The organism is Rhodococcus sp. NBC_00294 (genome assembly GCF_036163995.1).
In the GTDB taxonomy this organism is placed as follows: Bacteria; Actinomycetota; Actinomycetes; order Mycobacteriales; family Mycobacteriaceae; genus Rhodococcoides.
On the sequence record NZ_CP108043.1, the window covers coordinates 1,860,390 to 1,880,420 of the forward strand.

General features: G+C 66.0%; 19 protein-coding genes. 8 read left to right on the forward strand and 11 right to left on the reverse strand.

Annotation, left to right across the window (positions count from 1 at the left end; all coding sequences use genetic code 11):
* Positions 1 to 170 precede the first annotated feature (170 nt).
* Genes OHB23_RS08750 through OHB23_RS08760 form a run of 3 tightly spaced genes read left to right on the forward strand, consistent with a single transcriptional unit; the run spans position 171 to position 4,220 of the window.
* Positions 171 to 971 carry an MIP/aquaporin family protein gene (locus OHB23_RS08750; RefSeq protein WP_051613174.1) on the forward strand — a complete coding sequence of 267 codons (801 nt, stop codon included), beginning with the start codon at positions 171 to 173 and terminating at the stop codon, positions 969 to 971.
* A 31-nt stretch (positions 972 to 1,002) separates the two neighbouring features.
* Positions 1,003 to 2,514, forward strand: coding sequence for a glycerol kinase GlpK (glpK, locus tag OHB23_RS08755; RefSeq protein ID WP_328811324.1), 1,512 nt, complete (start codon positions 1,003 to 1,005; stop codon positions 2,512 to 2,514).
* Positions 2,511 to 4,220, forward strand: coding sequence for a glycerol-3-phosphate dehydrogenase/oxidase (locus tag OHB23_RS08760; protein WP_042573785.1), 1,710 nt, complete (start codon positions 2,511 to 2,513; stop codon positions 4,218 to 4,220). Before glpK ends, OHB23_RS08760 begins: the two co-directional genes overlap by 4 nt.
* Before the next feature lie 61 nt (positions 4,221 to 4,281).
* On the opposite strand, the gene OHB23_RS08765 is transcribed toward OHB23_RS08760, so the two are convergent.
* Positions 4,282 to 5,094, reverse strand: coding sequence for a formate/nitrite transporter family protein (locus OHB23_RS08765; RefSeq protein WP_328811325.1), 813 nt, complete (start codon positions 5,092 to 5,094; stop codon positions 4,282 to 4,284).
* Between the two features lie 90 nt (positions 5,095 to 5,184).
* Positions 5,185 to 5,328, reverse strand: a complete 144-nt coding sequence (locus tag OHB23_RS08770; protein ID WP_197074702.1) for a hypothetical protein — start codon at positions 5,326 to 5,328, stop codon at positions 5,185 to 5,187.
* 140 nt (positions 5,329 to 5,468) lie between these two features.
* Here OHB23_RS08770 and OHB23_RS08775 point away from each other — a divergent pair, with 140 nt between their 5' ends.
* From OHB23_RS08775 to OHB23_RS08795, 5 genes are all read left to right on the forward strand, one after another.
* Positions 5,469 to 5,756: a hypothetical protein gene (locus OHB23_RS08775; RefSeq protein ID WP_328811326.1), complete on the forward strand. Its 288-nt coding sequence runs from the start codon at positions 5,469 to 5,471 to the stop codon at positions 5,754 to 5,756.
* Positions 5,743 to 6,699 carry a hypothetical protein gene (locus OHB23_RS08780; protein WP_328811327.1) on the forward strand — a complete coding sequence of 319 codons (957 nt, stop codon included), beginning with the start codon at positions 5,743 to 5,745 and terminating at the stop codon, positions 6,697 to 6,699. Before OHB23_RS08775 ends, OHB23_RS08780 begins: the two co-directional genes overlap by 14 nt.
* Before the next feature lie 71 nt (positions 6,700 to 6,770).
* Positions 6,771 to 7,121 carry a hypothetical protein gene (locus OHB23_RS08785; RefSeq protein ID WP_328811328.1) on the forward strand — a complete coding sequence of 117 codons (351 nt, stop codon included), beginning with the start codon at positions 6,771 to 6,773 and terminating at the stop codon, positions 7,119 to 7,121.
* A gap of 263 nt (positions 7,122 to 7,384) precedes the next feature.
* Positions 7,385 to 8,311, forward strand: a complete 927-nt coding sequence (locus OHB23_RS08790; protein ID WP_328811329.1) for a hypothetical protein — start codon at positions 7,385 to 7,387, stop codon at positions 8,309 to 8,311.
* A 167-nt stretch (positions 8,312 to 8,478) separates the two neighbouring features.
* On the forward strand, positions 8,479 to 8,802 hold the full coding sequence (locus OHB23_RS08795) for a TfoX/Sxy family protein (RefSeq protein ID WP_328811610.1): 324 nt from the start codon (positions 8,479 to 8,481) through the stop codon (positions 8,800 to 8,802).
* Positions 8,803 to 8,832: 30 nt separating this feature from the next.
* Here OHB23_RS08795 and OHB23_RS08800 read toward each other — a convergent pair whose 3' ends face one another.
* Genes OHB23_RS08800 through OHB23_RS08840 form a run of 9 tightly spaced genes read right to left on the reverse strand, consistent with a single transcriptional unit; the run spans position 8,833 to position 19,907 of the window.
* Positions 8,833 to 10,218: a rhamnulokinase gene (locus OHB23_RS08800; RefSeq protein ID WP_328811330.1), complete on the reverse strand. Its 1,386-nt coding sequence runs from the start codon at positions 10,216 to 10,218 to the stop codon at positions 8,833 to 8,835.
* On the reverse strand, positions 10,218 to 12,248 hold the full coding sequence (locus tag OHB23_RS08805) for a bifunctional aldolase/short-chain dehydrogenase (protein WP_328811331.1): 2,031 nt from the start codon (positions 12,246 to 12,248) through the stop codon (positions 10,218 to 10,220). The genes OHB23_RS08800 and OHB23_RS08805 overlap by 1 nt, the downstream gene beginning before the upstream one ends.
* Positions 12,249 to 12,268: 20 nt before the next feature.
* Positions 12,269 to 13,684 carry an L-fucose/L-arabinose isomerase family protein gene (locus tag OHB23_RS08810; protein ID WP_328811332.1) on the reverse strand — a complete coding sequence of 472 codons (1,416 nt, stop codon included), beginning with the start codon at positions 13,682 to 13,684 and terminating at the stop codon, positions 12,269 to 12,271.
* Positions 13,684 to 14,853 carry an L-rhamnose isomerase gene (gene rhaI / locus OHB23_RS08815; protein WP_328811333.1) on the reverse strand — a complete coding sequence of 390 codons (1,170 nt, stop codon included), beginning with the start codon at positions 14,851 to 14,853 and terminating at the stop codon, positions 13,684 to 13,686. Before rhaI ends, OHB23_RS08810 begins: the two co-directional genes overlap by 1 nt.
* The gene (locus OHB23_RS08820; protein ID WP_222630632.1) at positions 14,850 to 15,197 is read right to left on the reverse strand and encodes an L-rhamnose mutarotase; all 348 of its coding nucleotides are present in this window, start codon (positions 15,195 to 15,197) and stop codon (positions 14,850 to 14,852) included. The genes rhaI and OHB23_RS08820 overlap by 4 nt, the downstream gene beginning before the upstream one ends.
* A 1-nt stretch (position 15,198) precedes the next feature.
* A complete protein-coding gene (gene rhaS, locus OHB23_RS08825) occupies positions 15,199 to 16,284 on the reverse strand; it encodes a rhamnose ABC transporter substrate-binding protein (RefSeq protein ID WP_042573774.1) in 1,086 nt (361 codons plus the stop codon).
* A gap of 26 nt (positions 16,285 to 16,310) precedes the next feature.
* A complete protein-coding gene (locus OHB23_RS08830; protein WP_328811334.1) occupies positions 16,311 to 17,348 on the reverse strand; it encodes an ABC transporter permease in 1,038 nt (345 codons plus the stop codon).
* Complete coding sequence (locus OHB23_RS08835) at positions 17,338 to 18,384, reverse strand: ABC transporter permease (RefSeq protein ID WP_328811335.1); 1,047 nt, start codon at positions 18,382 to 18,384, stop codon at positions 17,338 to 17,340. The genes OHB23_RS08830 and OHB23_RS08835 overlap by 11 nt, the downstream gene beginning before the upstream one ends.
* Positions 18,381 to 19,907: a sugar ABC transporter ATP-binding protein gene (locus OHB23_RS08840; protein ID WP_328811336.1), complete on the reverse strand. Its 1,527-nt coding sequence runs from the start codon at positions 19,905 to 19,907 to the stop codon at positions 18,381 to 18,383. Before OHB23_RS08840 ends, OHB23_RS08835 begins: the two co-directional genes overlap by 4 nt.
* Positions 19,908 to 20,031 lie beyond the last annotated feature (124 nt).

Here is a 20,031-nt window from a genome sequence, read left to right on the forward strand (position 1 = left end):
TGGACCGCCGCGGTATCGCGATCCGGTCCGAGTTGCACATATGTGCACGCGGTTTGCGACAACGTGCATGTCACCTAGCATGGCTTCCAGTTGCTCTTTATGGCCTGGATCACAAACACGAGGGAGATGGCGTGACGGACAAACGCGCGAAGTGGGGGCTGCCCGCAGAGATGGCAGCCGAGTTCGCGGGAACGATGATTCTGATTCTGTTCGGTGCCGGCGTCGTGGCGCAGGTGGTCTCCGGTGGTGAGTCCGGGAGCCTCGGGGACCACGACTCGATCGCCTGGGCCTGGGGCCTGGGCGTCATGTTCGGCATCTACGTCGCCGGGCGCGCCACCGGTGCGCACCTCAATCCGGCTGTGACGCTGTCGTTCGCGTTGTTCCGGGGCTTCGCGTGGTCGAAGGTCGCGCCGTACGCGCTCGCGCAGACTCTCGGTGCCTTCGTCGCCGCGCTGCTGGTGCGGTGGAACTACAACGACATGCTGAACGCGATCGATCCCGAGCACACCACCGCGACGCAGACGATCTTCTCGACGCTGCCCGGCAACGGCACGCTGCCCGTCAGCCTCGGCTCCGCGCTGATCGACCAGATCATCGGTACCGCGATCCTGCTCTTCCTCATCGTCGCCGTGTCCGACTCGCGTAACAGCCCGCCGCTGTCCAACATGGCCCCGCTGATCGTCGGACTCATCGTCGTGGCCATCGGCTTCGCATGGGGCACCAACGCCGGCTACGCGATCAACCCGGCTCGTGACTTCGGACCCCGCCTGGCGTCGTTCATCACGGGATACGGTGGGGCATGGCGAGATCAGTACGGCAGCCTCTACTTCTGGGTGCCGATCCTCGGGCCCATCATCGGCGGCCCCATCGGCGTCCTGCTGTACGACAACCTGGTGGGTCGGTTCCTGCCGGCCGATCCCGACGGCGACGACGAGCAAGAGCCCAGCCGTCTGCCCGAGAAGTCCGCATGATCGTCCACTCCACTACCCAGGGGAACCACTCATGACCGAAACCCGTTACGTCGCAGCGATCGATCAGGGCACCACCTCGACTCGGTGCATGATCTTCGATCACAAGGGCACCGTCGTCGCCGCCGATCAGCGCGAGCACAAGCAGATCTTCCCGCAGGCCGGATGGGTCGAGCACGACGCCGTGGAGATCTGGAACAACGTCCGCAGCGTCTCCGCCGGCGCACTCGCCGCGGCCGACCTCACCCCGTCGGACATCGCGGCCGTGGGCATCACCAACCAGCGCGAGACCGCACTGGTGTGGGAGCGTGCCACCGGCAAGCCCGTCTACAACGCCATCGTCTGGCAGGACACTCGCACCGACCGCATCGTCACCAAGCTCGGCGGGGGCGACGCCACCAAGTACACCGCGAAGACCGGCCTGCCGCTCGCGACCTACTTCTCAGGCCCCAAGGTCAAGTGGATCCTCGACAACGTCGAGGGCGCGCAGGAGAAGGCCGACGCCGGCGAGCTGTGCTTCGGCAACATGGACACCTGGGTCCTGTGGAACATGACCGGCGGTACCGACGGGGGTCTGCACTACACCGACCCCACCAATGCCTCGCGCACACTGCTCATGGACCTCGACACCCTTGCCTGGGACGAGGGCATCTGTGCCGACATGGGCATCCCGATGTCCATGCTCCCGGAGATCCGCAGCTCGTCCGAGGTGTACGGCAACGTCCGCGAGCGCGGTTCGCTCAGCGGTGTCCCCATCGCCGGCATCCTCGGCGACCAGCAGGCCGCCACGTTCGGCCAGGCGTGCCTCTCGCCCGGTGAGGCGAAGAACACCTATGGCACAGGCAACTTCGTGCTCTTGAACACAGGTACCGACAAGGTGATGAGCAAGAACGGACTGCTCACCACGGTCTGCTACAAGATCGGCGACCAGCCGACGGTGTACGCCCTCGAGGGTTCCATCGCCGTCACCGGATCGCTGGTGCAGTGGCTGCGTGACAACCTCGGAATGATCTCCACCGCAGCGGATATCGAGGTCGACGCGCGCTCCGTGGACGACAACGGCGGCGCCTACTTCGTGCCCGCGTTCTCCGGTCTGTTCGCTCCGCACTGGCGCTCCGACGCTCGCGGCGCCATCGTCGGACTCACCCGATTCGTCAACAAGGGCCACCTGGCACGAGCCGTGCTCGAGGCCACCGCCTACCAGACACGCGAGGTCATCGAGGCCATGAACGCCGATTCGGGCGTCGACCTCGAGGTGCTCAAGGTCGACGGCGGTATGGTGGTAAATGAGCTGCTGATGCAGTTCCAGTCCGACATCCTGAACGTGGATGTCGTCCGGCCGGTGGTCGCAGAGACCACTGCACTGGGCGCGGCGTACGCGGCGGGCCTTGCTGTCGGATTCTGGGCGAGCGAGGACGAGATCCGCGAGAACTGGGCCGAGGACAAGACGTGGACACCGTCCATGGATGACGCGGAGCGAGACAAGCTCTACGCCGGTTGGAAGAAAGCCGTCACACGAACACTCGATTGGGTCGATGCCGAATGAATTCCACCACAACAGCTCTCAGCCCCGAAGCCCGCAAGGAAGCACTCCGACGTCTCGCCACCGAGGAGATGGACGTCCTCGTCATCGGCGGCGGCGTCGTCGGGACGGGTGCTGCACTCGACGCGGTCACCCGCGGTCTCAAGGTCGGCCTGGTCGAGGCGCGTGACTACGCCGCCGGGACCTCCAGCCGGTCCAGCAAGCTGTTCCACGGTGGCCTGCGCTACCTCGAGCAGTTCAACTTCGCGCTGGTTTTCGAGGCGCTCAAGGAGCGGTCCCTGGTCCTCAACGACCTGTGCCCGCACCTCGCACGCCCCGTGCCGTTCATCTATCCGCTCGAGAAGATCATCGACCGGCCGTACGTCGGCCTCGGTATCGGTGTCTACGACGTGATGGGCGCAGGCCGCGGAGTGCCCTCGCACCACAAGCACCTGGGCAAGAAGAAGACGCTCGAGTCGTTCCCGTCGGGCAAGCGCTCCGCCATCCGCGGTGCCGTGCGCTTCTACGAGGGCCAGGTCGACGACGCCCGCCACACCATGATGATCGCCCGCACCGCAGCGGCGTATGGAGCGTTGTGCGCCAACAGCACTCGCGTCACCGGCTTCCTGCGTGAGGACGACCGTGTCATCGGCGTCGTCGCGACGGACCTCGAGTCGGGGGAGTCGTTCGAGATTCACGCCAAGCAGGTCATCAACGCTGCCGGTGTGTGGACCGACGAGATCCAGGAGATGGTCGGCGGCCGCGGCCAGTTCCAGGTTCGCGCGTCCAAGGGCGTGCACCTGGTGGTGCCGCGCAACCGCATCAACAGCTCGACGGGCATCATCACCCGCACCGAGAAGTCGCTGCTGTTCGTGATCCCGTGGGGGAGCCATTGGATCATCGGCACCACCGACACCGACTGGAAGCTCGACCTGGCGCATCCCGCGGCCAGCAAGAGCGACATCGACTACATCCTCGGGCACGTCAACAAGTTGCTGCAGGATCCGCTCGATCACAAGGATGTCGTCGGTGTCTACGCCGGTCTGCGTCCGTTGCTGTACGGCGAGTCCGACTCCACCAGCACGCTGTCTCGCGAGCACGCCGTCTCCAGCCCCGTGCGTGGCCTCACCGTCATCGCCGGCGGCAAGTACACGACGTACCGGGTCATGGCGAAGGATGCGGTCGACTCCGCGGTGCACAACATGGAGCGCAAGGTTCCGGAGTGCGTCACCGAGAAGATCCCGCTCGTGGGTGCCGACGGCTACTTCGGCGCCTGGAACTCCCGTCAGCTCGCGGCCGAGCGCGCCGGGATGCGTGTCGGTCGGATGGAGCACCTGCTCGGCCGCTACGGGACCCTGGTCGGTGAGGTTCTCGAGCTGATCGATCAGAACCCGGAGCTCGGAAAGCCCTTGGAGAATGCACCGGACTATCTCAAGGCAGAGGCCGTCTACGCCGCGAGCCACGAGGGTGCCCAGCACCTCGACGACATCCTGACGCGGCGCATCCGCGTGTCGATCGAGTTGGCCGATCGCGGCGAAGCCGCCGCATCCGAGGTGGCCGCACTGGTCGCACCGATTCTTGGGTGGGACGAGCAGCACGTGTCCGACGAGATCGAGCACTACCGCAAGCGTGTTGCGGCAGAACGCGAATCGCAGGCACAGCCGGACGACGAGACCGCCGACGCAGCACGACTCGGCGCTCCCGACGTCCGCGTGGGAGTCGGCGGCTGATCCGTCACTCCATACGACCAGAACACCCTCCCCAGTCGACTGGGGAGGGTGTTTTGCTGTCTCAGGCCGCTTCGTTCTTGCGTTCCGACTTCACCAGTTCCTTGGTGCGTACGAGGCGTAGCGCCGTCACTAGGAACACGCCACCGACGATGTTGAACGCCACCGTGTACCCGAACCACTCGATCCACTGCCGGTAGTCCACGTCTGCGCCGGCGTGAATGGCGCCGAAGATCAACAGCGAGTCCAGGATCGAGTGGAACAACTGGAGGCCCGCCAGCAGGAACCCCGCCGCCATGGCGGCGATGATGCGGGCGACGTCCGATGTGGTTCCCTGCTGCATCCTCGTCAGCAGTGTCATGGTGCTGCCGCCGAGGATCGCCAGGCAGATCGACTGCGTATTGAGGGGCGCATCGACGAAGTGGTGCGCTGACTCGGACAACACGGTGAGCCACTGTGGGAATGCCTGCGCGACAAGCCACATGACTCCCCACCCACCGACCAGGTTGGCCAGAAGGGTGCCGATCCAGAGTTTCGCGAGTTGCGCCGGGGTGCCGTCCTTCGAGACCACCGCGGCGATGGGCATGAGGAAGTCCTCCGTGAAGAGCTCGCTGTGCGCGAGATAGATTGCGACGAGCCCGATTCCGAACGCCAGTCCGGCGAGGAGATGGCTGTCCGTCTCGTCCAACACCGCCAGGTAGGCCATTACGCCCAAGGCCACTTCGAGCCCGCCGAACAGCCCGGTGACTATGACGGCGCGGACGGTGCGGTGCAGACGCTCGGCACCCTCGGTGACGACCGCGTCGAAACTCTCTTCCAGTTCCTCTTCGACGGGACCTTCGTTGTCACCGTCATTGCGGCGCGCTTCTTCGCTCATCCTTCGGTGTACCCCACTGGGTGAGCTGCTACCGGATGATCGTGGACTTCCGCCACCGCTGGGCGGGGGTGGGAGTCCACGATCGGGCAGTCAGCGCTTCTTCTTGTTCACCGCGGCGGATGCGTCGTCGGCAGCGATGGTGCCCGCGGCCTTCGTCTTCTTGTCCAGCCGCTTTTCCTTCAGCGACTTGCCCGATTTCTGTGTCATCGAGTTGCGCGGAGACTTGTCAGCCATGGTGGCAGCCCCTTGATCAAGGGAACCAGGTGGCTCCGATAAGGCGAACACTAAGCCCGATGCGGCGTGAGCAGCGCAAACGCCGATAGTGGAACGCGTCGTGCGACTGACGCGTCCTACCCCACGAGGGGGTGGGAACGATGATGTTCGTCGTCGCTGATGTGGGGGCCATGCGGGCCGCGAGTCGAAGTGTCCTCGGCGAGGCTGAGCAGATCGGTGTGCTGCCGCGCGGTGTGAACGCTCTACCCGGTGCCTCGACCGCGGCCGCACTGGCCCGGGCCGAGGCACGAGCGGTGTCGGTGCTGAACGATCTTGTCGCGGGTTTCTCCGCGACGGCGCGATCGCTGGACATTGCTGCCGTGGGGTACGCCGACGCGGACTCGGCCAATGCCGCACGGCTGGAGGGGATCCTGCGTGGAGGTCGCTGAGCTCGCGCCGCGCCGAGAAGTGGTGGCGTCGTGGGATCCCAGCAGCGTGCGGATCGACGCGGCGTGGATCGGTGACGGAGCGTCAGTCCTCGACCTCCGGGCGGCGGCAATCGACCGCAGCCGTGTAGATCTGCGTGAGTCGTGGCAGGGTGCGGCCGGCGATGCTGCGGTAGGTCGTCTCGGACGTGATCTTGCTGCAGCGCAACGCCGGACGAGTCAGCTACGGGTGCTGGAACGTGCAGTGCGCGAGAGTGCTACCGCTATCGAGGTCGCTCGGGAGGCCCTCCTCGACGCTGCCGCAGTGGCCGAGGCGGACGGTTGCCTCGTCGCACCGGACTGGTCGGTGGTCAGCACCGCTGACAACGGTGCCGCCCATGCGGCGGTCATCGCTGCGCACGTACAGGCGCTGATCGATGCGGACGAGTCGGCGGCACGGTCCATCGACGACGCGTCCGCTGCACTCCTCGACGGCGAACCACGCCACTTCGTCCCCCTCGCGATCGGCCTGGCCTGGGCGGTGGAGGCGGCGGTGCACGCGATGATCGCGGCCGGTGTGCTGTCCGTCGGCGCGATGGCCTTCGCGCTGGTCGACCGGTTCGGCATGGATGCGTGGGATGCGATCCACGACGCGCTGCCGACCAGCTTCTTCCAGGATGCGGGGCCGGTCGATGCCGCGGGTGTCGACGACGTGTTGAACGATCTGACGGAACCCGGGCGCAGATATCCCCACCGGCAGGTCGATTCGGACGAAGACGTCCGGCAGGTGCTGGGCAGCCTCACTGAGAACGCCCGGGCTGTCGATCCGGGTACGAACGGGAAGGTCCTCGAGAAGTACGTGCTTCCGGACGGGACGAGGATTCAGCTTCGCACTGATAGTCGTTCGGGCGGAATGACAATCGATATAAACAGCGACAACACGACGAGGAAGGTCCACGTTCGATGATTGACGAAGATCTCGAGTTCCGTCTGCTCTACGAGCTCGACGACGATTGGATGCCGTTCTGGGGTTTCACCGTGATCGTGTTCTGGTTCTGGGGCCACGGCACTTCACCTGCACAGATCGCCGGCGTGATCCGACACCTTGCAGAGTCTGGCCTTGTCACTCTCGGGGCGCTCCGGTCACACGGTTCCGGCTTCGACGAGTGGAACGTCTCCATCGACGAGAGCATGAGACGCATCGCGGACGGCTATGACGGCGAGATCGGATACCGAAGCGTGGACGACTACCACGCGCTGATCGATACGGAAGTATTCCGGGCCAACCTCACTGCGAAAGGGGCGGAGCGTCTCGCTGCGCTCGAAGCAGACGGAATGACGTATCACAACACGATCGGTCCGTTCGAGACCCGCACCGGCCCCCTGTGAATCCGGTACAGAAATCGTCGATAGGCGAACGTTTCTGCACCTCATTTCAGAATCGTCGTCGCGACGGTGCGCTTACCCGCGCAATCCGCGGCTCCGCGCACCTTCCGGCGCGTCGGCAGGTGACGTCACGTTCCCCTACGGCTTGTTCTGCCGACCTGGGGGACCGGGATCGCGCCGCACTGCTGGCCACACAGCAACTTTGGTGGGTCAGTAGTCGATATCAAGAAGCCTGAAGGTACTCGAGTGATCAAGGTGCATGTGCGGTGAAGATCGAGAACGAACTCGAATTCAGGATCCTGTACGACCTCGACGACGATTGGATGCCTTTCTGGGGCTTCATGGCACTGGTCACCGGCTTCTGGGGGACGGACACTCCACCGGAGAAGGTTGCTGACGTCATTCGCTGGTTCGCCGAATCGGGACTCGTCACGCTGGGAGCGCTGGCCGACAACGAGGTTGGTTGGGCGGCTTGGGATGTCGACATCGACGAATCCATGCGACGCATCGCTGAGGGTTACGGCCATGGTGTCGGTTACCTGCATGCACTCGACGTTGGAGCGTTGATGGACACCGAGGTGGTTCGGGCGAACATCACGAAACTCGGCGAGCGTCGGCTCGCTGAGTTGGAGGCCGGAGGAATGACGTACTGGACCGCTCAGTGCCGCTACGAAAGCCCGCGCGCGATGATGCGCGACGACTCGACATCCCAGACCGATGTATCTGGCGGCGGCTCGAGTGATGAAAGTGGAGGTGCATGTGCGGTGACTCTCGAAGAGGGCCTGGAGTTTCGACTGCTCGACGAACTCGATGATGATTGGATGCCTCTGTGGGGCTTCGTGGCCATGGTTTCCGGTTTCCGGGGATGGAACACCACGATCGACACCGTTGCCGGCGTCATGCGTTGGTTCGCTGAGTCCGGGTTGATGACGTTCGGAGCGCTGGCGAACAACGACGTCGGGTGGGAAGAGTGGAACGTCGACATCGACGAGTCGATGCGCCGGATCGCAGAGGGACACGGGACCAGTCAGGGCTACCTGCACGCTACGAAACGTGAAGACCTGGTCTGGTGCGAAGTGTTTCGTGCAAACATCACAGAAAAGGGTGAGCGACGCCTTGCGGAGCTCGAGGCGCAGGGCATGACGTGGGAAAACACGATCGGCCCGTTCGAGACTCGCAGCGGACTGCGGTGATCCTGTGCAGGAATCGTCGTTAGGCGAACATTTCTGCACCGCATTCGTCGCGACGGTGCGTTCACCCGCGCAATCCGCGGCTCCGCACACCTTCCGGCGCGCCGGGACTCGACGTAGAGTTCCCGCATGGCTCGTGACGCCGACCTCGAGGACCGGTTCGCGCTGCGCTGTCGGCCACGCGGACGGTGACCGAGAAAGCGATGTTCGGCGGGCTCGCGTTCATGGTCGACGGGAAGATGGTCGTGTCCGTCGGCAACGGCGGCGGCGCATTGCTGGTACGGGTACCGCGCGAGCACGACGACGACTACGTCGGACGGCCAGGAGCTCGCCGTGCTCAGATGGGCGCGGGTAGGTCGATGGGTCAGGGGTGGATCTCGGTGAACGCGGCAGCTCTGGAGTCCGACGACGACCTGCAGGTCTGGATCGACGCCGCAACCTCCTCAACGCCCGCACCACCCGGGGCGAGCCGCACAACGGATCCTGTGCAGTAATCCGCGGAGAGCGCGGATCACTGCACACGATCACCGTCGCGGCAGGTACTCCACCAACTCGAACGAGTTCCGCACCACCCGCCGCAGGTCGGCGAGACCGCCGCTCACCACACCGGCCGCCCTGGCTTGGACCAGCACGTTGCCCAGGGCGGATCCCTCGACCGGTCCCGCGACTACCGGCAGCCCGGTGGCGTCAGCGGTGAGTTGGCACAGCAGAGTGTTCTGGGAACCGCCGCCGACGATGTGCACCACCTCGACGTCGATGCCTGCGAGCTCACCGGCCAGCGCCACCGACCGCGCGTACGCCGCGGCCAGGCTGTCCACGATGCAGCGCACGAACGACGCGGGGGTCGTCGGAACCGGCACTCCGGCCGCGAGGCACTCGGCGGCAATGCGCGCCGGCATGTCGCCCGGTGGCAGGAACACGGGGAGGTCGGGGTCGATGTCCGACGACGCGGGCAGACGTGCAGCCTCGTCGAGCAGTGCGCCGAGGGACAGCTCGAGACCGTCACGCTCCCACTGCCGCAACGACTCCTGCACCAGCCACATACCCATGACGTTGCGGAGCAGTCGCACGGTGCCGTCGACACCGGCCTCGTTGGTGAACCCCCCGTCTCGGGCCGCCGACGTCACCACAGGCTCCCGCGTCTCGACTCCCACCAGCGACCAGGTGCCCGACGCGATGTACGCGAAGTTCGGTGTCGCGGCCGGAACCGCCACGATGGCCGACGCGGTGTCGTGCGTGCCGACTGCAACGACCGACGACTCGGTGCCCACCACGGCGGCGACGTCGGCGGTGAGCGGTCCGATGGGCATCCCTGGAGCGACGAGCTCAGGGAGCAGGTCGGCCTTGAGGCCCAGCGAGGCGATCGAGGAGCGGTCCCATGCGCGGGTATGCGGGTCGAGGAGCCCGGTTGTCGACGCATTGGTCACCTCACCTCGAGCGACGCCGGTGAGCCAGTACGCCAACAGATCCGGGACCATGAGCAGGCGCCTGGCGACGCTCAGAGTATCGGGCGACTCGGCCAGCAACTGGTACACCGTGTTGAACGGCAACGGCGCAATACCGTTGCGGGAGAACAGGTCCTCGTGTTCACCGTCGGTGCGGGAGTCGCGGTAGTGGAACGGGACGCCGAGCATGCGCCCGTCGGCATCGAGAAGGGCGTAATCGACCGCCCACGTGTCGATGCCGACGGACGTCAACGGCTCGCCGTCCAACCGGTCGACCAGCGACCGCAATCCGTCGAGCACACCCTGATACAGCGCAAGGATGTTCCAGTGCAGCGATCCACCGAGGCGCACAGGACGGTTCTCGAACCGCGCGATCTCCGTCAGATCCACCCGACCGTCGACCACGCGCCCCAGCATCACACGACCGCTGGACGCCCCCAGATCCACCGCCGCGAATGCCCCCATCAGCGCAGGAACGCGGCCGCGACACCCGCATCGACGGGGATGTGCAACCCGGTCGTGTGGGTCAGTTCTCCACCGGTCAAGGCGAACACGGCGTTGGCGACGTGCTCGGGCAGCACTTCGCGCTTGAGCAGCGTGCGCTGCGCGTAGTACTCGCCCAGCTTCTCCTCCTCGACGCCGTAGACCGCGGCGCGCTTGGCGCCCCAGCCGCCGGCGAAGATGCCCGATCCGCGGACCACGCCGTCGGGGTTGATGCCGTTGACGCGGATCCCGTGGTCACCGAGCTCGGCGGCGAGTAGCCGAACCTGGTGTGCCTGGTCGGCTTTCGTCGCCGAGTACGCGATGTTATTCGGTCCGGCGAACACCGAGTTCTTCGAGGAGATGTAGACGATGTCGCCGCCCAGTCCTTGCTCGATCATGATGCGGGCCGCCTCGCGGGAGACGAGGAAGGATCCGCGTGCCATGACGTCGTGCTGCAGATCCCAGTCCTTGACGGTGGTCTCGAGCAGCGGCTTGGAGATGGACAGTCCGGCGTTGTTGACGACGAGGTCCACGCCGCCGAAGGCCAGCACGGCGTCGGCGAACCCGGCGGCGATCTGTCCTTCGTCGGTGACGTCGGCGGCGATGCCCACGGCCACGTCGGAGCCCCCGATCTCGGCGGCGGCAGCGGCGGCCTTCGACGCGTCGAGGTCGGCGATCACCACGCACGCGCCCTCGGCTGCCAGACGCTGCGCGATGGCCTTGCCGATGCCCGACGCGGCGCCGGTCACCAGTGCGATCCGGGTGGCCAGCGGCTTGGGTGCGGGCATCCGGGCGAGCTTGGCCTCTTCGAGTGCCCAGTACTCGATGCGGAACTTCTCGCGCTCGTCGATGGGGGCGTAGGTCGAGACGGATTCAGCTCCGCGCATCACGTTGATGGCGTTGATGTAGAACTCGCCGGCGACGCGGGCGGTCTGCTTGTTGGCGCCGAAGGAGAACATGCCGACTCCGGGGATCAGCACGATGGCGGGATCGGCGCCGCGCATCGCGGGGCTGTCGGCCTCGGCGTGCTCGGTGTAGTAGCGGGCGTAGTCCTCGCGGTACGCGACGTGGAGCTCACGGAGTCGAGCCGACACATCCTCCAACGATGCGGTCGTCGGGAGGTCGAGCACCATCGGGCGCACCTTGGTGCGCAGGAAGTGATCGGGGCACGACGTTCCGAGTGCGGCGAGGCGCGGGTGCTCGGACGAGGCGAGGAAGTCGAGGACGGCGTCGCTGTCGTCGAAATGGCCCACCTGCGGTCGGTCGGTCGACGCGAGCCCGCGGATCAGCGGGAACAGGGCCGCGGCGCGGGTGCGTCGATCGTCCTCCGGCAGTGCCTCGAAGCCTGCCAGCGGGGATCCGAAGGGCTCCGAGCGACCGTTGTCGGCAAGGAACTGCTCGGCGGTCCGAATGATCTCGAGAGACCGCTCCTCGCTCTCGGAGCTGGTGGCGCCCCAGGCGGTGATGCCGTGTCCACCGAGGATGCACCCGATGGCCTGCGGGTTCTTCTCGGCGATCTCGGCGATGTCCAGGCCGAGCTGGAAGCCCGGGCGACGCCACGGCACCCACACCACACGGTCGCCGAAGCACTTGCGCGTCAGCTCCTCCCCGTCGGCGGCGGTCGCGAGGGCAATGCCCGAGTCGGGGTGGAGGTGATCGACGTGAGCCGCTTCGACCAGTCCGTGCATCGCGGTGTCGATGGACGGTGCGGCGCCGCCCTTGCCGTGCAGGCAGTAGTCGAAGGCGGCGACCATCTCGTCTTCGCGGTCGACGCCGGGGTAGACGTCCTTCAGGGCGCGGACGCGGTCGAGTCGCAACGCGGCGAGCCCGGCGGGCTTCAGCGTGCCCAGGTCACCGCCGGATCCCTTGACCCACAGCAGTTCCACGTCCTCACCGGTGACCGGGTCGGTCTCGGTTCCCTTCGCGGAGGTGTTGCCGCCCGCGTAGTTGGTGTTGCGCGCATCGGCGCCGAGTCTGTTGGACCGGGCGATCAGATCGTCGATCGTCGTCACAGTGGTTCTCCTGGGTAGGTCTAGACGCTGGTGTAGGAAATGCCGAGCAGCTCTGCTGCGGCCTTGATGTCCTTGGCGCGGTGCCCGATGCACAGTGCCCAGTGGTGGCCGGTGCCGGTGGCACTCCACTCGTCCGTCCACTCGCCGGGATCGCGCCCGAAGTCGACGCGGGACGTGGTGTTGCCGATCTGCAGCAGAGGGCCGGGGACAACGGTGCCCTCGGAGGTGATGAACGTGAACGAGCCGTCACGGTTCTGTCCGATGGCGAAGGTCGTCACGGGCCCGGGCTGCACGTCGAACTCGACGCTGACGCCGTATCCGCGCTTCCCGTGATAGACACCGAGGCCGCGCAGCAGAGGCTCGCCGGCCGACACCTGGAGGTGCGCGGGCCCGTCGTGCCCCATCTCGACGACACCGTCTCGGAAGTTCAGTGCCTGAAGCTCGGTGAAAGACCCACCGGCGCCCAGGCGGTCCGCGAGCAGCATGGCGACGGCGGTGCGGATGTCGTATTCGCCGGCCAACGGAATTCCGCGGGCTGTGAGCAGCGATGCGCCCAGAATCATGCCGGCGCCGAGACGTTCGTGCAGTTCGCCGTCGAGTCCGCGGTGGTAGTACGCCATGGCGTCGAGTCCGAAGTCGTCCACGAGGGCATCGAGGCCGACCGATACGCGAGCGCCCCATGCGAAGTCGTCGTTCACGACGGAGTCGTCGAGGTGGAAGACGCTGCGCGCGAGTTCGAGTCGCTCGTCCACCTGTGCGTCGGTGACGCTCTGGACACGCACCCGCAGGTCGTCGAATTCCAGTACCTCGACGTGGGCACCGAACTGCAACGACAGCAGGGTCATATCGGTCGAGATGTCCAGCATGCCCGGATACAGATGCCCCATCAGGCCTAGCCGGGAGTGTCGTAGCGCAGCGCGCGCCGATGCGGCTCCCACCCATGCCTCGATGCGGGACCACGCGTTCTCGTCGTGGAGATAGCCCGAGACGGAGCGGAAGTCGATACCGCAGCGACGGAACACGTTCGCCACCTCGGGGAGCGGGCACTGGCCGCAGTACGCGAGCCATTCGCCGGTGCCCGTGGTGGCGTGGTCCATGGCCTCGGTGGGTTGCAGATCGATCAACAACACCGGGGCATCGACTCGTTGCGCGATGGGCAGCACCATCGACGACGTGAGATACGTCGTCAGGAACACGACGACGAGGTCGCAATCGGCAACTCGCAACTTCTCGGCCGCAGAGGCAGATTCCGTTGCATCGGAGACGAAGCCGGCATCGACAACGACGCAGTCCTGCTTCTCGAACCGCTCGGTGACGTAGCGAGCGGACTGCTGCAACGTCTCCAGGAGACCGGGGAACTGGGGCCAATAAGCACCCAGTCCGCCCGACACCAGACCCAGTCGAGTCTTCCTCGGAACCGTCCGCTCCAGGCCCATCAGGCTCCCCAGCTCGCTTGCTGTCCACCGACGCGCTCGGCTTCGACGCGTTCCATGTACCCGGAGCGGGCGAAGGCGGCGACGGGGTCACGGTCGATGCCGCGGGACTCCCGCAGATCGCCCAGCAGCCCACGGACATCGGTGTTGTAGGCGTCCATGAGCACCGCGTGGGCACCGAGGATGTCGCCGTCGATCTGCGCCTTCTCGAGTGCCGACGCATCGATGAGCAACGCTTTCGCGGTGGCTTCCTGCACGTTCATGATCGAGCGGATCTGGCCGGGGATCTTCGGCTCGATGTTGTGGCACTGGTCGAGCATGAAGTTGATGCCCGACGAGGGGAGGTGAGCATCGGAGGCGACGATCTCGTGCATGATGCGGAACAGCTGGAACGGGTCCGCGGCACCGACGATGAGGTCGTCGTCGGCATAGTTGCGGGAGTTGAAGTCGAAGGCGCCCAGCTTGTTCTGTCGGATGAGCTGCGTGACGATGAATTCGATGTTGGTGCCCGGCGCGTGGTGCCCGGTGTCGAGGACCACCTTCGCCTTGTCTCCGAGGGCGAGGCAGTGCAGCAGCGACGTGCCCCAGTCGGGGATGTCGGTGGTGTAGAAGTACGGCTCGAAGAATTTGTATTCGATGAGCAGTGTGTGGTCGTCGTCGAGGCCGGCGTAGATCTCCTGCAGCGACTCGGCGAGACGATCCTGGCGCGCACGGATGGAGTCTTGCCCGGCGTAGTTGGTACCGTCGGGAAGCCAGAGCTTGAGGGTCTTCGAGCCGGTTGCACGCATGACGTCGACGCACTCGAGGTGGTGGGCAACGGCCTTGGCGCGAATCCGTTTGTCGGCGTTGGTCAGTGACCCGAGCTTGTAGTCGTCGTCCTGGAAGACGTTCGAGTTGACCGCACCCAGGGCCACACCGTGGTCGGCGGCGAAGGCGGCGAGCTTGCCGTAGTCGTCGACCTTGTCCCACGGAATGTGCAGCGAGACGCGGGGAGCTGCGCCGGTGACGCGGTTGACCTCGGCGGCGTCGGCCACCTTCTCGAACGGAGTGCGGGGCACGCCGGCGGTGGAGAAGACCTTGAAGCGGGTTCCGGAGTTTCCGTAGGCCCAGCTCGGAACCTCGATGCCGAAGTCGGCGAGGGCCGAGATGTCCTGAACTGCTGTGGTGCTCATGATGGGTGACCTTCGCGGAGTTGAGTCTCGAGGTGGAAGAGTTCGCGCAGCAGCACGAATCCTTCGTCGGGGGTGGCAGACCCGAGGCCCGTGAAGAACGGAGCCATCTGGGCCTGCCACCGTGCGTTGACGTCGGTACTGCTCATCGCTGCCTGCGCGGCGCCCAGATCGGGGCTTTCGACGTAGCCGACGATCAGGCCGTCGTCACGGATGTGCAGGGAATAGTTGTTCCAGCCGTTGGCCTTCAGTGCCTCGAGCATCTCGGGCCACACCTCGGCGTGACGACGGGAGTACTCGGGAACCGATTCCGGCCTGAGCTGCAGCGTGAAGCAGTACCGGTTCATGTCAGAAGTTGTACTGGTCGATATTGGCGGAGTCGAAGACCGTGGGCGGTCCGAGGACCAGTTCGCCGTCGACACCGATGGTGTATTCGCCGAGCTCGCCCGCGGTGAACTTCTCACCTTCGGCGCCGGTGATCTGACCGGAAGACAGGGCTGCACCGGCGTAGGCGGCGAGGTAGCCGATATCGGTGGGATCCCACAGCGCGAACTGCTTCACGGTCCCGTTCTTGACGTACTCACGCATCTGGTTCGGCGTGCCGAGTCCGGTGAGGACGATCTTGTCCTTGTACGACGAGCCCGAGATGTAGCGGGCGGCAGCGGAAATGCCGACGGTGGTGGGGGAGACGATGGCCTTCAGGTCCGGGTAGGTCTGCAGCAGACCCTGGGTCTCCTGGAAGGACTTCTGGTCGTCGTCGTTGCCGTAGACGGTGGTGACGAGCTCGATGTCCTTGTACTCCGGGTTGGAGGCCAGCTGCTCCTTCAGCACCTCGATCCACGCGTTCTGGTTGGTGGCGTTGGGAGTTGCGGACAGGATGGCGATCTTGCCGGATCCGCCGATCTGGTCGCTGGTCATCTTCGCCAGCGATTCGCCGACGCCCTCGGTGGTGGCCTGGTTGATGAACAGGTCGCGGCAGCTCTTGTCGGCGTCGGAGTCGAAGGTGACGACCTTGACGCCGGCGTCACGTGCCTGGTTCAGCGAGGGGCACACAGCGTTGGGGTCGTTCGCGGCGATCGCGATGACGTTCTGGTTCTGCTGGATCAGGGTGTTGATGTAGGACACCTGCGACGACGCGCTGGCGTCGTTGGGACCGACGAGCTTGTACTCGCCACCGAACTCGCCGACGGCCTTCTCGCCACCGGCGACCTCGATGTCGGAGTACGGGTTGTTGAGCTGCTTGGGCAGGAAGCCGATCTTGAGGCCGTCCTGGATCTCGGCGTCGGGGTTGGCGGTGCCGGTGACGCGGCTTCCGCTGTCGGAGGACTCGGAGGCAGACTCCTGCGTCGTGCCACCGCAGGCGGTGAGGACGAGAGACAGGGCGGCGATGCCGGCCAGCGGCGCCAGCGCGAGGCGCCGGGAGGTGCGGGACATGGTGGACCTTTCGGGAAGGGGGTGGATCAGAGTCGTGCGACGGCTTTGCGACGGTCCGACGATGTGCGGACGGCCTTGATCAGGTTGGGCAGGAGGACGGCGACGATGAGCAGGACGCCGGTGACGACGGTGAGTGCTTCGTTGGAGATGTCCTCGAGACGCAGCGCGTTCTGCAGTGCCGCAAGGAGGACGACGGCGGCGAGGACGCCGACGAGTCGGCCCTTGCCTCCGAAGATCGAGACGCCACCGAGAAGGACCGCGGCGACGACGGACAGTTCGAGACCGGCACCGTTGTCGGCACGGGCACTCGAGTAGCGCAGGCTCCACAGGACCCCGGCCAGGGCGGCGACCGCTCCGGCAACGACGTAGAGCCAGAACTTGATGCGGTTACCGTTGATGCCGGCGAACTTCGCGGCCGTGGCACTGGCGCCGGTGGCGTAGATGTTTCGGCCGAGCGAGGTGAACTGCAGGACCGCGCCGAACACTACCGCGAGGATGACCAGTGGCACAGCGAGATTGGGAACCGAGGAGTCACCCAGTGTGCCGGTGACCCACGAGGTGTAGGCCCGCGGGAAGTTGGACACGGCCGTGTCACCCAACAGGACGAAGGCGAGTCCGCGGAAGAGCGCGAGCGTGCCGATCGTGACGGCGAGGGACGGCAGACCGAGCGTGGCGACGAGGAATCCGTTGAGCGCACCGAGCAGTGCGCCGAGCAGGATGCACATCGGGACGATGGCCTCGATGGTGAAGCCGTTGTTCCACATCCAGCCCATCGCCGCACCGCTCAAGCCGAGAGTGCTGGCGACGGAGAGGTCGATCTCGCCGGTGACGATGATCAGCGTCATCGGCAGGGCGATGAGGAAGATCGGCGCGAGGTCGAGCACCAGGAACGTGAAGTTGGTGGCGCTGCCGAAATCGGGATTCATGACCGACGCGCCGAGCACGACGACGATGGTCAGGAAGATGACCGCGGTATCCCAGCTGGCGAGCAGCTCCCGGATGCGGTTGCCCTGCTGCACCGTCGGTGCGGGGGCGTCGGGACGGGTGGCGAGATCACTCGACATGAGCGCTCCTCTTTCGAAGTTGCTGGGCGGCACGCACAGCCGCGATGCGATCCGCCGCGATGGCGATGAGGATGAGCGCGCCGACGATGGCCTGCTGCCAGAACTGATCGATCTGCAGGACCGGGAGCGAGCTGTTGATGGTGGTCAGCAGCAGGGCGCCGAGGGCGGCTCCCCACACGGTGCCGACACCGCCGACGACGGCTACGCCGCCGACGACGCAGGCCGCGATGACGTTGAGTTCGTAGCCGGTGCCGGCTGCCGCGTCGACGGTGCCGAAGCGGGCGGCGAACATGACTCCGGCGATACCGGCCATGGCGCCGGAGAAGGCGAAGGCCCCCAGCGTTCGCTTGCCGACGGAGATGCCGGCGAGTTCGGCGGATTGACCGTTGGACCCGATGGCGTAGAGGTCGCGGCCGCTGCGGTATCGGCCGAGGTAGATGCCCGCTCCCACGAGTGCGATGACGGCGACGATCACCAGGACGGGGAGTCCGAGAACGCTGGCCGTGCCGAGATCGAGGAAGGAGCCGGGCATTTCGTCGGCGGTGATCTGCTCGCCGCCCGCCCAGAAGAAGGCGATGCCGCGGAAGATGTACATGGTGCCGAGCGTGACCACCAGGGCGGGAACGCCGCCGTAGCGGACGAGCAGCGCGTTGAAGACTCCGCACAGCGTGCCGACGACGATGCCCGCGAGGATGCCGAGCACGATCGGCGAGCCGGCCTTCATGACCGACCCTGCAGCGAAGGCGGAGAGGCCCAGCACCGAACCGACGGAGAGGTCGATGTTCTTGGTGATCATGACGACGGTCTGACCGACGGCCAGCACGGCGATGATCGATGCGGCGAGCAGCAGGTCGCGCACGCTCTGACCGGACAGGAACGAGCTGTTGGTCGCCGCGGTCACGGCGATGAGGACGACGAGCGCGCCGAGGATGCCCAGCGAGCGCATCCGCAGGATCTTCTCGACCAGCGAGCCGCCGTCCTTTGTGACGGGCTTGAGCGGGTCGGCCGCCGGGGCGGTCTGGGTGGTGACGGTCATGCTGCGGACTCCGATCCCATGGCGGCGAACATGACCGATTCCTCGGTGGCATGATCGCGGTCGATCTCCGCGGCGATGCGGCCTTCGCGCATGACGAGTACGCGGTCGGCCATACCGAGGACCTCCGGCAGTTCCGAGGAGATCATGACGACGGCGACTCCTTCACTGGCGAGACGCGAGATGATCTTGTGGACTTCGGCTTTGGTGCCGACGTCGATGCCGCGGGTGGGCTCGTCGACGATGAGAACGATCGGGTCGGTGGCGAGCCATTTGGCCAGCACCACCTTCTGCTGGTTGCCACCGGACAGGGTGCCGACAGGGTCGGTGATGCGCGAGAACTTGGTCTGCAGCTTCTTCGTCCATTCCTGGGCCGAGCGGCGCTCGCCACCACCGACGAGGAACCCGAAGCGCGACAACGCCTGTGAGCGCGTGAGCGTCGCATTGCGCTCGATCGACATCTCCGGGATCAGGCCCTGCTGGCGACGGTCCTCGGGGACGAGGGCAATGCCCGCTCGCATGGCGGCCCTGGGATTACCGGCCTTCAGCACCTTGCCCCGGACCTTGACAGAACCGGAGTCACGAGGGTCGACTCCGAACACGGCCTGCATGACCTCGGAGCGTCCGGCGCCGACCAGGCCGGCGAGCGCCACGATCTCACCGGCACGCACCTGGAAGCTGACGTCGGTGAACACCCCGGCGCGCGTCATGTTCTCGACCTCGAGGATGACGGCACCGGGCACGACGTCGAGCTTGGGAAACAGGGCGCCGAGTTCGCGGCCGACCATCTGCTTGATCAGGTCGTCGACGGTGAGTCCGGCCAGTGGCGCGGTGGAGATGTGGCGACCGTCGCGCATGACGGTGACCCGCTGGCACAGGTCGAAGATCTCCTCGAAACGGTGCGAGATGAACAGCACGGCCGCGCCGTCGGCACACAGGGAGCGCGCGACCTTGAACAGCCGCGCGACCTCGTTACCCGACAGCGCAGCGGTGGGCTCGTCCATGACGATGACGGACGCGTTGGTGGACAGCGCTTTGGCGATCTCGACGAGCTGCTGGTCGGCGATGGACAGTCCGCTCGCGAGCCGATTCGGATCCATCGGAACACCCAGGCGAGTGAACAGGGCTTCGGCGGCGGAGTTCATGGCGCCGCGGTCGATCATCCGGCCGCGCGAGGTGGGCTGGGCACCGATGTAGATGTTCTCGGCGATGGTCAGGTCCGGGAACAGCGTCGGCTCCTGGTAGATGACGGCGATGCCCTCGGCCTTCGCGGCGGCGGGGGAGTCGAGCGTGATCGGGGTGCTGCCCGCGAGCAGCGTGCCGGTGTCCGGCTTGTGCACACCGGCCAGCATCTTGACGATGGTGGACTTGCCGGCACCGTTCTCGCCCACGAGTGCGTGTGCCTCACCGCCGTAGAGCGGAAAGGACACCCCGGAGACGGCGGCGACGCTTCCGAACGACTTGGTGACGTCACGGACTTCGAGCAGGGGAACTGCGGTGGGCGTCGTCGCACTGGGGACGCTCATGGATGGGACCTCCGTCGGGCCGAACCGCTCGAATTGAAACGGTTCATTAAGCCCGCTGAACATAGAAGTGACGGGGGCCACTGGTCAACCCCGTGACTCGGATCACGGCTGAGCGTTATCCGAT